This is a genomic window from Pediococcus damnosus (assembly GCF_001437255.1).
Classification (GTDB): domain Bacteria; phylum Bacillota; class Bacilli; order Lactobacillales; family Lactobacillaceae; genus Pediococcus; species Pediococcus damnosus.
The window spans coordinates 49824-63155 of the sequence record NZ_JQBD01000002.1; the positions used below are offsets into that span (position 1 = coordinate 49824).

General features: G+C 38.5%; 14 protein-coding genes. 5 read left to right on the top strand and 9 right to left on the bottom strand.

The window, feature by feature from the left end:
* Entirely contained in the window at positions 1 to 876 is an 876-nt protein-coding gene (locus tag IV84_RS00575; RefSeq protein WP_046872261.1) for an SDR family oxidoreductase, read from the top strand.
* A 121-nt stretch (positions 877 to 997) separates the two neighbouring features.
* Here IV84_RS00575 and IV84_RS00580 read toward each other — a convergent pair whose 3' ends face one another.
* The 5 genes from IV84_RS00580 to IV84_RS00600 form a co-directional block, all read right to left on the bottom strand.
* Positions 998 to 2026: a DUF4767 domain-containing protein gene (locus tag IV84_RS00580; RefSeq protein WP_056985967.1), complete on the bottom strand. Its 1029-nt coding sequence runs from the start codon at positions 2024 to 2026 to the stop codon at positions 998 to 1000.
* A gap of 194 nt (positions 2027 to 2220) precedes the next feature.
* Positions 2221 to 3615 carry an amino acid permease gene (locus IV84_RS00585; protein ID WP_046872260.1) on the bottom strand — a complete coding sequence of 465 codons (1395 nt, stop codon included), beginning with the start codon at positions 3613 to 3615 and terminating at the stop codon, positions 2221 to 2223.
* A gap of 199 nt (positions 3616 to 3814) precedes the next feature.
* Complete coding sequence (locus IV84_RS00590) at positions 3815 to 4822, bottom strand: aldo/keto reductase (RefSeq protein ID WP_046872274.1); 1008 nt, start codon at positions 4820 to 4822, stop codon at positions 3815 to 3817.
* A 252-nt stretch (positions 4823 to 5074) separates the two neighbouring features.
* The gene (locus tag IV84_RS00595; protein WP_046872259.1) at positions 5075 to 5821 is read right to left on the bottom strand and encodes an SDR family NAD(P)-dependent oxidoreductase; all 747 of its coding nucleotides are present in this window, start codon (positions 5819 to 5821) and stop codon (positions 5075 to 5077) included.
* Positions 5822 to 6046: 225 nt separating this feature from the next.
* Positions 6047 to 6619, bottom strand: coding sequence for a TetR/AcrR family transcriptional regulator (locus IV84_RS00600; RefSeq protein ID WP_046872258.1), 573 nt, complete (start codon positions 6617 to 6619; stop codon positions 6047 to 6049).
* A 115-nt stretch (positions 6620 to 6734) separates the two neighbouring features.
* On the opposite strand from IV84_RS00600, the gene IV84_RS00605 reads away from it, so the two are divergent.
* Both IV84_RS00605 and IV84_RS00610 read left to right on the top strand, forming a co-directional pair.
* Positions 6735 to 7655, top strand: coding sequence for an NmrA family NAD(P)-binding protein (locus IV84_RS00605; RefSeq protein ID WP_046872257.1), 921 nt, complete (start codon positions 6735 to 6737; stop codon positions 7653 to 7655).
* Between the two features lie 221 nt (positions 7656 to 7876).
* Positions 7877 to 9055: an SAM-dependent methyltransferase gene (locus IV84_RS00610; RefSeq protein ID WP_046872256.1), complete on the top strand. Its 1179-nt coding sequence runs from the start codon at positions 7877 to 7879 to the stop codon at positions 9053 to 9055.
* A 74-nt stretch (positions 9056 to 9129) separates the two neighbouring features.
* Here IV84_RS00610 and IV84_RS00615 read toward each other — a convergent pair whose 3' ends face one another.
* Positions 9130 to 9720 (bottom strand): hypothetical protein, encoded by a 591-nt coding sequence (locus IV84_RS00615; RefSeq protein ID WP_056985965.1) that lies wholly within the window; start codon positions 9718 to 9720, stop codon positions 9130 to 9132.
* A gap of 218 nt (positions 9721 to 9938) precedes the next feature.
* On the opposite strand from IV84_RS00615, the gene IV84_RS00620 reads away from it, so the two are divergent.
* Entirely contained in the window at positions 9939 to 10370 is a 432-nt protein-coding gene (locus IV84_RS00620; RefSeq protein ID WP_046872254.1) for a MarR family winged helix-turn-helix transcriptional regulator, read from the top strand.
* Positions 10363 to 11064 carry a YczE/YyaS/YitT family protein gene (locus tag IV84_RS00625; RefSeq protein ID WP_100077837.1) on the top strand — a complete coding sequence of 234 codons (702 nt, stop codon included), beginning with the start codon at positions 10363 to 10365 and terminating at the stop codon, positions 11062 to 11064. Before IV84_RS00620 ends, IV84_RS00625 begins: the two co-directional genes overlap by 8 nt.
* A 163-nt stretch (positions 11065 to 11227) precedes the next feature.
* Here the strand turns inward: IV84_RS00625 and IV84_RS00630 are convergent, their stop codons facing one another.
* From IV84_RS00630 to IV84_RS00640, 3 genes are all read right to left on the bottom strand, one after another.
* Positions 11228 to 12049, bottom strand: coding sequence for a zinc ribbon domain-containing protein (locus IV84_RS00630; protein ID WP_046872253.1), 822 nt, complete (start codon positions 12047 to 12049; stop codon positions 11228 to 11230).
* Between the two features lie 35 nt (positions 12050 to 12084).
* Positions 12085 to 13008 carry a serine hydrolase gene (locus tag IV84_RS00635; RefSeq protein WP_046872252.1) on the bottom strand — a complete coding sequence of 308 codons (924 nt, stop codon included), beginning with the start codon at positions 13006 to 13008 and terminating at the stop codon, positions 12085 to 12087.
* 38 nt (positions 13009 to 13046) lie between these two features.
* On the bottom strand, positions 13047 to 13332 hold a 286-nt coding region (locus IV84_RS00640), incomplete at its 5' end, for a hypothetical protein (protein ID WP_236699002.1).

A 13332-nucleotide genomic window follows, 5' to 3' on the forward strand; every position in this document is an offset into this window, starting at 1 on the left:
ATGGAAAAAATATTAGTCCTTGGTGGAACCGGAAATATCGGCTTTCCACTAATCAAAGAACTTTCAAAAAATAACAACGTTGAAATTATTGCCGGCGTTCATCACCCGGAAACCGAAACAAGCCAATTTGAAAATATGCAAAATGTTACGGCGGTTAAGTTTGATTTCTTGGATTCAACCACATTTGCCAATGCATTAGCAGCCGTTGATCGTGTCTTTTTTGTGCGCCCACCACAACTATCAAAACCCAAGGAGGACATGTTTCCATTCTTAGATCAGGTTAAAGCACATAAAGTTAAGCAACTCGTTTTTGTATCGTTAATTGGGGTTGAAAAAAATCCAATGACTCCTCATCACAAAATTGAGAAACGCATTCTTGAATTGAAAATTCCACACACATTTATTCGGCCAAGCTTTTTCATGCAGAATTTAAATACAACCCATTTAGCCGATATCCGTGATCATCATACATTATACATTCCAGCCGGTCATTCGAAGACTAGTTTTATCGACACACGAGATATTGCAGCGGTCGGAGCTAAATGTTTGTTATCTGATAAATATCTTAATCAGGATCTTGAAATCACCGGAGACAAGGCCTTGTCATATGATGAAATAGCTGTCATTATGTCAAAAATTCTCAAAACAACTATTACATATAGTAAACCTAGCTTATTAGCATTCCGGAAAACCATGTTAGCTCGAGGGGTAAAAAAAGACTATGTTAACGTCATGGTGATGCTTTATCTAATCACTCAGCTTGGTAATACCAACAAAACAACTTCGACCATTGAAAAAGTTCTGGGCCGAAAAGCTACCTCCTTTGAACAGTATGTTAAGGATTATCAAGATGTATTCTTAAAAATTAATCATTAAGCTACTCTAAGACCTCCAGATGCATCAAAAGAAACCAATTCAAATGTGTATTACTGCACATTTGAGTTGGTTTCTTTTTTAAACTACTTTATTTTTTTATTTGGTCCAGGGATTTCATTTACTAATCCTCTTCTGACTTAGATTCATCGCCATACTTAAAGTCCTGCAATTGCATAGCAACCGCTTTGTTTGGATAAGCATTCAAGGTAAACCAAGCCCCAGCACCTCCGGCTGTCATCATCACCGGAATTTGGCAACCATCATAATAATGATAACGCACATATTCATACGTACCATCGCCAGCTGTCTGATGTGCGCCCCGAACATCAAGCCACTTAATATTTTGAATTTTGAGATACGTAAGCTTAACGTCGCTAATCTTTGATTCTGGTTGACTATCAACTTTTTTATCAGAGGTATCATAATAATACCAAGTTCCTTGATACGCGTTTGGCCAACGTTGTGGGGAAACCTTCACAGAACTGCTAACATCCGTATTTAATGAAGCATCCGTCAATACTGCTGGCCTTGTTCCTGTAACAATTCCAGCAAATCCGGCTTGAAGATCTCCATTTTGAGTATCTTGAACTTCTAAAGTATTGCCATTAGTTGTTTGCGTCATCAAAACAACTGGTCGTTTATTGTGAATACAGAATAAATAACTGGTTGGAAAATTAGTTCCCGGTTTACCACCCGTTGCCACTGCGACAATTTGAAATTCATTTCCATTTTCTCCATTTGTAGACCAGGTTAGATTAATTTTGCGACTTCCCCATTTAACCTTGCCATCTAATTGACCATTCTTAATTACATCAGGAAATACATACCCTAAATGATTGGGTTTCTCACCATTATATGTTCCCTTATAGGTTTGGCCCATTTCTGATTGCCATGTCTGCATAAATTTGGCAAGCTTTTGTTCCTTAGTCTTATTCCAAATTGTTGTAGATACCGGTTTAGATTGTGCAACAACTTTTTTCTCACTGCTACTACTTTCACTGACCTGTGAACTCACTTTATTAGTCTTTTTCGTTACCACCGATGACCGAGACTCCTTGGAACTCGGCTTGCGTGAGTGGCTAGCTGCATTCGTTGAACAGCCACCCAATAGCAAAACGCCAATTAACATACTCCACCATATTTTTTTCATACCTTTTTGAATGAACCTGTTTTTCATTCTGCCAAATTCATTCATCCTCCTATTCTTTTGATGATTTCTTGCCTACTACTTTAATGATTCGAAACTCACGTGGTATAAAAATTATGTAATGAACTGATACCGTATAAATTATAGCATAAAAAAGCCCTTACATAGTAAGGACTCTAAGGCTTTATCTATTTGATTCAATCTTGTTGAACGTTTTTACCCCAGTGGCGAACCAGATAAATCAGAGTCGCTACAATTAAGACTGCCGCGCCCACAAATACCGAAATTCTGGTATCAGGGTTAACAAACATAAAGGCCACAATGACGGTTAACATCACCAGCGCAAAGTAATTTGAATATGGGTAAAATGGTAGTTTAAACGGATGCGTCATCATGATTTCAGAATTGTTTTTTCTAAATCGAAGTTCTGCCAAAAGAATCACGAACCAGGGCACCATTCCAGGCAAAACTGAGGAACTGAAAACAACCACAAACAGATTTGAAGTCGACTTACTGTAGATTGTGGCCACTGTATCAATAACAAACCCAATCAATATCCCGCCCGAAATGCCGAGAATGGCTATATTAGGCACAATTCGTTTCGATAACTTTCCAAAAAAACTTGGGGCATCCCCTTCATGCGCCAGTTTAAAAAGCATCCGACTAGATGAATAAATCCCAGAATTGGCTCCCGATAAAGCAGCCGTTAAGACAACAAAATTAATTACCGAGGCCGCCGAAGTGATTCCCACTTTGGCAAACGTAGAGACAAAAGGTGACCCCACTGAACTAAGCTGATTCCAAGGATAAATGGTCACAATCACGAAAATTGCCCCAACATAAAAAATTAAAATTCGCCATAACACGGATTTGACCGATTTCACAATGGCCTCTTGCGGGTTGGCAACTTCTCCCGCCGAAATTCCCAGCAATTCGATGCCTTGATAGGAACCCACAATGATTGACATGGAAAAGAAAAAGCCTTTAAATCCGCCCGTAAAAAAACCGCCATGGCTCCAAAGATTACTAAAACCAACGGGATGACCGCCGTTTCCAAAGCCAAAGAAAATGATCATAAAACCTAACAGAATCATCATAATGATTGTAATCACTTTGATCATCGCAAACCAAAACTCCAGCGACCCATATGCCTTGGCACTAGCCAGGTTGGCAAGAACCAGAAATAAGATTATGCATATTCCCGCTATAAACGGGTTAATTTTTGGCCACCAATACTTAAGATACTCAGTTGCAGCCACAACTTCTGACATTCCCACCACTATGTATTCAAAAACATTGGCCCACTTAGCGAGGTACCCCGCAATGGGATGGACATACTCAGTCGCATAATCGGCAAACGAACCCGTCCCAGGATTAACATAAACCATTTCACCAAGCGCTCGCATGACAATGTACAAAATCAAGCCTACAAACATGTAAGCTAAAAGAACTGATGGCCCGGTCCATTTAATTGTTGAGGCGGATCCCATAAACAGCCCAACACCGATCGCGCCTCCCAATGAGATCATTTCCATCTGGCCAGCCGTCATTGAACGCTGTAACTTTGGTGCTTGATTTGCTTTTTGTTTCATAATTTCCTCCAAAGTTAAAAAGTGGTTTTAGCCTATGTAAATTTAACTAATCCGCTTATTCAATAACGCTAATATTAATATAGTAAGATATAATCTAGTTTCAATCAAACTGAATTGGTCTTTTAAAATCAAAAAAAGCCCTTCAAAAAGAAGGACTTCTCATACACTCCAATTCTATTTTCAACATGCGGCCAACTTTTTATTTCTTTTCGTCAACCAATACAGTTCCTTGATCTGGATTATGATCACCCGCACCCACAATTTCGTGGGGAACGTACAACTCTTCCAAATAGTTAATATCATCTTGGGTAAGATGAATCGACAAGGCTTTAACTGCATCATCCAAATGGTTAGCCTTGGTAGAACCAACGATTGGCGCCGTAACCCCTTTTGCCCATTGCCAAGCTAAGGCAATTTGGCTCATCGAAACGCCGTACTTTTTTGCCAGTTCATCCACACGCTTAACAATTCCTAAATCTTCACTTTCAGCACGATCATATTTGCCCATCGCGACTCGGTCCGTTTGACTACGCAACGTGTTTACTTGCCATTCACGATGACTTAAGTGCCCAGCAGCTAACGGACTGTACGGCATAAGGGAAACACCCCATTGCTTACAAATTGGAATTAATTCTCGTTCATCTTCGCGATATAACAAATTATAGTGATTCTCCATTGTCTGAAATTGAGCCCAGCCATGATCTTTAGCAACTTGCTGCATGTTATGAAACTGATAACCATACATTGCCGAAGCACCAATTGCCCGTACTTTACCAGATTGAATTAAATCATTGAGTGCCGACATTGTTTCTTCAATTGGGGTGTCATAATCGAACCGATGAATAATATACAAATCTAAATAATCGGTTCCTAATCGCTTTAAAGAGCCCTCAACTTCACGATGAATGGCCTCATTAGAAAGCCGACCAGGATTGAAATAAACTTTCGAAGCCAAAACAACTTTGTCACGGGCCACTTGATTTTCTTTTAATGCCCTACCTAAATATTCTTCGCTCGTTCCTTTTGAATAAACATTAGCCGTATCAAAAAAATTGATTCCTAGGTTTAAGGCATGTTTGATAATCTTTTCACTGTCTGGATAGTCAAGACTCCAATCGTGCATGGTTCCAGGCTTGCCAAAACTCATCGCTCCGATACATATCTTGGAAACCTGAATATCCGTTTTTCCTAGTTTTGCGTACTGCATATCCGTATTCGCCATTCTAAATTCTCCAATCTAGTTTTTATCCAACTTAACCACTTTTAAATTCTGGTCAATCAATGCTAATAAAGCGTTTTCTTAGTTTCACAGTAGATTCTACTCCTTGAAGTACACTTCAAGTCAAGTAATCCACAATTATAAAAAAATTACCTCGAAAGTTTCACAGTAACTTTCGGGGTATAGGTATTTTTTTATAAAATTTTAAAAGCAGTAACTCACTTATAAATCAGCAATGAATTACCAAGGTAACTTTCCGTCTTCTTCAGTAAATGTGCCATTAAGATCATTTTTAGGATCACTCGCAAGTTCAACTGCGCGTTTGGCACCTTGCTCTACACCCTGAGCGCCATTAGCCTGGAACGCCTTTTTATTAATTAAATCAGTCGCTGTCATCCCAGGATTAATTGAATTTATCGTCACATTTGTATCCTTTAATTCTTTGCTGTACGCAATTGTCATAGAATTAACGGCTGTTTTTGAAGCTGGATAAGCAAACGCATCAAATTTGTATAACATCGAGGATGGATCCGAAGCCAGTGTGAGAGAACCCATGTCACTGGCCACGTTGATGATTTTACCAAACGGAGCCTTTTTTAATAAAGGCAGCGCAGCATTTGTCATTGCAACTGTCCCAAAAAAGTTAGTATCAAAAACTTTGTGTAAGGCGGCCGAAGTTGTTTCACTTGGCTTACTTTGAGGACCACCAAGCCCCGCATTATTAATTAAAATATTTAAATAACCGTATTTTTGATCAATCGTTTTGATTGCCAGATCAATACTTTCTTGTGAGGTGACATCACAATTAACCAAATCAGCATCAACACCCTGATCTTTTAAATCAGCGATTGCTTTTTTCCCTAATTTCATATCGTAGGCGCCAATAAAAATATGTTGCCCACGTTTGCCTAATTGCTTCGCATATTCAAATCCTAATCCACGTTCTGCACCTGTAATTAAAGTGATAATTTGTGTTTGACTACTCATAAACATTTGCCTCCAAATTTAATTTATTATTCAAAGTCCTTATTCCAACTTTATTTTAAGTGTCTGGCTATTCTTTGTTAATTTAATTGTGAAACATTTGTCTTTCCTATGTTACATAAGAATTTTAAATTAATTGTTCTTCATTTGAATCAAAAAAATGACCGCAAATTCTTTACAAGTTCACCAAAAAATTTGAGTCATTTATTAAGATTCAGGGAAAACGCCTTAATCATTGAATTTATCACCAAAAACTAATCGTAAAATTTGTGATCCTGTCACGTCTTCTCTCCGATAGCGTTTTTGAAAAATATTATTACCATTCCTCCGCGCCACTGCAAAAATCGATGCAATGTAGAGACTGGCATCGATTTTTGGTAGTACCCCAGTATCAATAGCCGTTTGAAATAACTGCACAACAGGATTTTTCGGATCATTTAACCCATCACCATCAAAATCTGGCAAAAACTTAATTTGCTCAATAATCCCCAAACTGTCTGGATTGGCCACGGCAAATTCAGTTAACACTTGGACATAATGAATTAATCGTGTTTTCACTGGCAATTCAGTATCGATGACACCTGCTTCAACAATCAATTTTTCTAATTTTTGTTGTTCACGATTAAACACGGCCATTAATAAAGCCTGTTTACTGGCAAAATATGTGTACAAAGAAGATTGCCCAATCCCAACCCTTTTTGCCACTTTTGTTGTGGACACTGCGGCCGCTCCTTCGTGAGTGATGATAGCCGCTGTTTCTGCTAATATTTGTTGTCGCTTATTTTCGTTTTTAATTTTCATATGTTTAGCATACACGAAAAAAATTGCGTGTTCAATCTTGACAACCGATAAATCTATCGGTTATAATCTTCTTTGTTATAAACGATAAATCTATCGGTAAAGGAGATCTTTCATTTTGAAAATTACACTTTTAGGTTCTGTCGGAAATATTAATCAGTACACAATTCCTGTCTTAGTCAATGCAGGGCATGCTGTCACCGTTATCACGCATTCTGAGAAGCGAACAGCTGCAATTAAAGCATTAGGCGCCATTCCGGCCGTTGGTTCAATGACTGATGAAGCATTTTTAACCTCACAATTCACTGACGCAGATGCTATTTATTTAATGCTGAGTGGTGGAGCTAACAACGACGCCTTGCAGGCTGCAAAGACCCAAGGACAAATATTTTACAATGCGGTCAAGACAGCCAACGTCAAGAATATTGTTGATCTCAGTAGTATCGGTGCCGATTCGACTTATGAAAAAGTTGGCGCCCTATCTTACTACCATTTTATTGAAGATGCTTTGAATCAATTAACAGATGTCAACATTGCCTTCCTTCGTCCAGTCGGTTTTTATTCTAATTTATACAGTAATATTGCAACAATTAGACAGGATCAGCAAATTGTTTCCACAGTTCCAATTAATATCAAACGTGTTTTTGCTGCTCCAAAGGATATTGCGACCAAAATAGTCGCTTTGTTACAAGCAACACCCAAAGGTCACACCATTAATTATGTTATCAGTGATGAAATTACCGGCCAACAGATGCTATCAACATTTCGGGATGTTCTCAATATGCCCCAGCTAAAATACGTTACAATCAGTGATGAACAATTACAAGCGGGAATGATCAAACAGGGCGTCCCAAAAAATGTTGCTGAAGCACTGACAATCATGAATCGTGCCCAACGAAATCCCGAAAAATTCTATACCGATTTGCGTGCCCACCAACCTGAATTCGGACAAGTTAAATTTACAGATTTTGCAAAAGAATTTGCGGATGTTTACAACGGTACGGCACAGGGAAAATCAAATACATTGGCAGATCATTAATAGTTGTTACACACATTGCTTGTCTTCCACAGACAATCGTTTAATCTTTCATGACTTAAAACCTTTTATAAAGGAATGAAAAAATTCGTTTTCACAACTTATTTGTAATATTCTCTCCAGATAAAATAGTATTTTTAGTAATTTTAAATTTAAATTCTTAACGTAAGGAACATAAAAGTTTAAAATAAACCTGTTACTATTTTTAAATGGAGGGAAAAATTGTGTTAGAAAAAACAGTTTATAAGAAATTATTGAGTCATGCGTTTGATTTTCCAGTGACCGTAAAGTATTGGGATGGCAAATCCGAAACTTATGGTGAAGGTACGCCTCAAGCTGAAATTGACATTAACAAAGAACTTTCAATGAAGGAAGTTGCTAAACATGCAACTTTAACTTTGGGTGAAGCTTATATGAATGGTGACATTGATATTAAAGGCTCAATCCAACAGGTTGTTGCTTCAGCCTACCGCCAATCTGGCAGTTTTATGCACGATAAGAGCTTTCTGAAGTTTATCCCCAAACAAGGACATTCAGAAAAAGAAAACACAAAAGATATTCAGAGCCATTATGATATCGGTAATGATTTCTATAAATTATGGCTAGACCCAACCCTAACCTATTCATGCGCCTACTTTGAACACGACGATGATACCTTAGAGCAAGCACAGTTAAACAAAATTAACCACATTTTGAAAAAGTTAAAACCAGAACGTGGTAAAACTTTACTTGATATTGGTTCTGGTTGGGGAACCCTCCTCTACATTGCGGCCGAAGATTATGGCCTTCATGCTACTGGTGTCACGCTTAGCGAGGAACAATATAAATATACGAAGGACCAAATCCAAAAACGCGGTCTGGAAGATTTAGTTGATGTTAAATTAGAAGACTACCGTGAAACCACCGGCCAGTTCGACTACATCACCAGTGTCGGGATGTTCGAACATGTTGGCAAAGATAACCTCCCTGGCTACTTTAAAAAAGTTAACGAGCTCTTAAAACCAGGTGCTCGTGCTCTGATTCATGGCATTACTGGCCAACATAATGGTGCCGGAGTTGATCCATGGTTAACCAAGTATATTTTCCCTGGCGGCTACATTCCCAGTGTTTCTAAAAATCTTGATTACATGATTGAAGCAAATCTTCAAATTGATGATTTGGAACCCCTTCGTCGTCATTATCAAAAGACCCTTGAAATTTGGGATCACAACTTTAACGGGGTCCGTGATCAGGTCCGTGATATGTTTGACGAACGTTTCTGCCGGATGTGGGACCTTTATCTCCAAGCTGCTGCTGCTTCATTTGAAGCTGGTAACATTGATGTGATGCAGTTCTTACTAACCAAAGCCCCAAGTGGTGAAGGTTTGCCAATGACCCGTGATTATATGTACACAGAAAAATAATTAGCTACAAAAAGAAGCAGAATAATTCTATTCTGCTTCTTTTTTCGTGGTTATCTTTTAGCTAACCTTGTTTACTAATTTCGATTAAATTTTATAGGTTTTAACACATATATCAAAAAGATTGCTAACATCAATAAAAAGCCACTTAATACTCCATCAATCCGGTCATTTCTTTCTGAAGTTTGTGGTAAAACACTAGATTTAGATACCGTCCGCGAATTATTAGTAACCACTGAACTCTGTGGTTGACTATTACTGCTGCTTACTGTTTTGATTGAATTTGCATTACTTGTATTTCGGTCATTTTCTTTAGTAGCCTGCACGTTCTTAGATTGTGCTTGCGTACCGGATATTTTACTAGTTTCCTTATATGCAGTTGTCCTTTTTGCACTAATTTCATAAGGTACAGAGGACATTTTGCTGGATCTTTGGCTGGAACTATTTTCACTTGAATTCATCGTTATATGTGGCCTGCTGGTTTCGAATGGTACAGATTGCGCTCCAGACGTTAAACTAGATTCCTCACTGGAATCAAGCTCGGCACTATTCCCATTAGCATTCGTACTAGCATTCGTACTAGCATTCGCAACCCCTACAGAACCACCTACTCCAATTAAACATACCAATGTGGCAAAGATTAAAGAATTTTTCTTGATTTTTCGCATAACAAACTCCCCCAAAATTTATTGGAATCAACACCAATTCAGATGGCAATTTCACCTACATGTTAACACTAATTCAATTAAGCATCCGTTCAATTTTAAATCAACTAGAGATTCATTGGATGCTCGAACTTGACATTATTCCAAAAAAGATATTTAATGGACAAGTCCACTAGTTTTGAAAACATAACTATTTAACTCAAAAAATTGGAGGAAAACTCATGGAACTATTTGAATTTAGTAAATACATTTCGTCAGTTTATCGACAATCTAAAAATGACTTCAAACAAAAAATTACCGAACTAGATGTCCGAGCCACTCAAAGCGATTTACTGATGTTTATTCATGATCATCCCGGCTTGACCCAACGTCAAATTGCCGGTGACATGACGCTTGATGCAAGCTTAGTAACTAAAGATATCAAATTACTAATCGATAAAGGTTGGGTACAAAGAAAAGTTGATGCCAACGACCGGCGAGCTCGCGTAATCACGTTGACTGAAACTGGCGCAGAATTGGCTCAACAATTACAAAAGACAATGGGCGATTGGTGGGCTGATTTATTTCAACGGAATCCAGAAATTGATAGTGACGTCTTAGGCCATCAATTGGTGTTAGTTCGGAAAGCATTGGAGGAAAAACAAAATGAATAAAGAATGGGGAATTACAGGAATCATAAAACATTTTGCCTGCTTAATATTTGGCATTGGCCTAATGTCTGCAAGTGTAGCATTATCTAAAATTGCGTTGTTGGGAACATCACCAATATCCAGTATTCCAAACGTGCTCAGTGAATTAACTTCACTGACAATTGGGCAATGGACAATCTTATTCATGATTATTTTAATCGGGCTGGAATGGGTCGCCTTACGAAAAGATTTTGGATGGCAAAACGTTATCCAGATAATTCCGTCCTTGTTTTTTGGAGTAATGATCGATTGGTTTGTAAAGTTTTTCAGTTTTATTAAACTACCAAACTACGGGGCTCAACTTATACTCACCCTCATCAGCATTTTATTGCTGGCCTTCGGTGTTTATTTCGAGGTTAATTCTCGCACACTAACAATGGCTGGTGAAGGAATCAGCGTTGCATTTGCACTTGCCAAGAAAACACCATTTACCCAGATGAAAGTTCGCGTTGATCTTACAATGGTAATTGTGGCACTTGTTCTCAGTCTTGTTTTTACTCACCAATTAATTGGTATCCGCGAAGGAACTGTGTTGTCAGCGCTTCTTGCGGGTCGAATTGTTGGTCTGATTGAGGCACATTTCCCTAAAATGACAGCCTGGGTACGCGGCACAGATGAACACCATAATCCGAAAACTGAACAAGCCTACCAAAACTAATCACTAGTAAGCAAAAAACGACCTGCAAGTTATTCTTGCGGGTCATTTTTTACATTCTACCTACTCAATGGAAATTCCTTATCCAAATTAAGCTAGACACACCATTGAACAGTATTATTAAATTTATTTGAGTCAATAACTCACATTCACAAATTCAAGTAACTTAATGATTAGTAGCCGCATTCGCAATTTTTGCGAAGCCATTTTGCAGATCCTGATTGCGTGAACTAGTAAAGTTATGAACATCACTATCAGTATCCTGTGAAACCAAAACATCCGGTTCATCATTATGAAAGACATACAGATAGGCAATCGTTTGTTCTTCACCATCTTTTTCATGGTCATAAACGGCCGCCGCCACAACTTGATATTTATCATCCGTATTCGCTTTTGACGTCCATTTTAGCGTGACTTCATTATTATCAACGGTCACTTCACTTTTGTAGCTACCATTTTTAATGTCCTCTGGGAAACTGACGCCATCATCATCCACGCTTTGGCCATCATAAGTTCCGATATAAGATTGGTTCATTGTATCTTGCCAGGAGGACATAAATGAAGACAAATCAGCTGTCTTAGCGGTTGACCAAAGAGCGGCTTTAGTTGGTGCCTCACTGGTGGCTTTACTAGTGGATTTTGTTGCCGCCTGGCTATTAGCTGTTTGACTATTAGCTTTCTTCTTGGGAGCTGCTGTAGCCGTTACATTACTCTTTTGACTTTGACGATAGAAATAATATCCCCCACCGGCCGCAATCACTACAACCGCGATCACAATGGCAATTATGATTCCGTTACGCCTTGACGATGCCGGCTTATTTGCAGTTTGTGTTGCCCGCGTGGCAGAGAATTGTTCAGATGAAATGGGACGTTGATTTGCGATTGGCGTTTTTCTAGTTGCGGTAGGCGTTACTTCTAGTCGGGTGCCACAGTTTTTACAAAATACCGCATGTTCATCATTTTTAGTTCCACAATTTGGACAAAACATAAGTTTTCCTCCAATTCTTAATCGCGTTATCCAATTTATTTGGCAACCGCATAAATTTGCTGTGCCAGCTTAGCAATTTGAGCATCACTCCAGCCATCCGTCATGATCGTTAGTGCAAACTGATGGCGACTGACAACAATCGCAGTATCATTATTAGCTGCGCCATTAATCCCAATTTTATGGGCTACTGTAACTGGCAACGTTCCAATCTTATCGTGCTTCCAATTAGTCTGTTCAAGCCACGTTGACGCCTTTTGTTTTTGCTGCCAAACCGCTATGATTACGCGATTCACTTGCATAGCGTTCATCGTTTTACTGTATGTTTTACTACCAATTGTGGACTGTAAATATTGTTTGAAATCTTGTTCATTGGCATGTGCCACATGATACAGTAATTGATTGCTGGCCTGATTATCGGACTGCTCAATAGCACGTTGCGTTAAATCCATAACCGTATATGATTTTCCTTGGTGATTTTCATTTTGAAGTGTACCCGTTCCACCGCTAATCATGGCATTCGGCAATGCGTTTGCTGCATCTGCATATGTAAATTTAGTCGTCCAACTGATTTTGCCAGTCACAATGGCATGTTGAACGTAAGCAACCACTGGCAGTTTAGCAACACTTGCGGCATAGAACATTCGATCACCGTTAATTGTAGCCGTTTTACCCGTTTTCAAATCAGTATAAACAACACCCACATTCTTCTGATTACGATATTGATTCAAAACGGACTGAACGGCTTGAGCACGATGATTTCCCGCAGTTTGCGTTGATTTAGATTTAATCGGATTCGTTTTTTTACTAGAAGTTGCTGAAGACTGCTTAGTTGTTGACTTTTTCCGGACAGTTTTTACCGCTGGCACTGCATCAGATTGGTGTCGTTGATATCCGTTATACACTCCTACCATGGCAACAAGAAAAATCACTCCAATTATTGACACTTTTTTCCAATTCATTAACTAATTACCATCCGATCAAAAATAAAATATCTGTGCTAAAACATTGATGAAAATTGACTGATTAAGCTTTGACCGAAAATTGAAATCAGGATAATTAAAGCTAACTCAAGAGCAATCATAGCGACCACAGTGAGATAAACACTATCAAACCCGATGCGCTGCTTTGGCACAATGATCGATTGCATAAAACCAATCACAAAAATGCTAGCTCCGAGCATAATCACTATCATAGATAATAACTGTACCAAACCACCCATTAAACTAAAAATCATGAAACAAAATACTAAAATTATGTTAGTGTAAGGTTTTCCTAGATGGTCA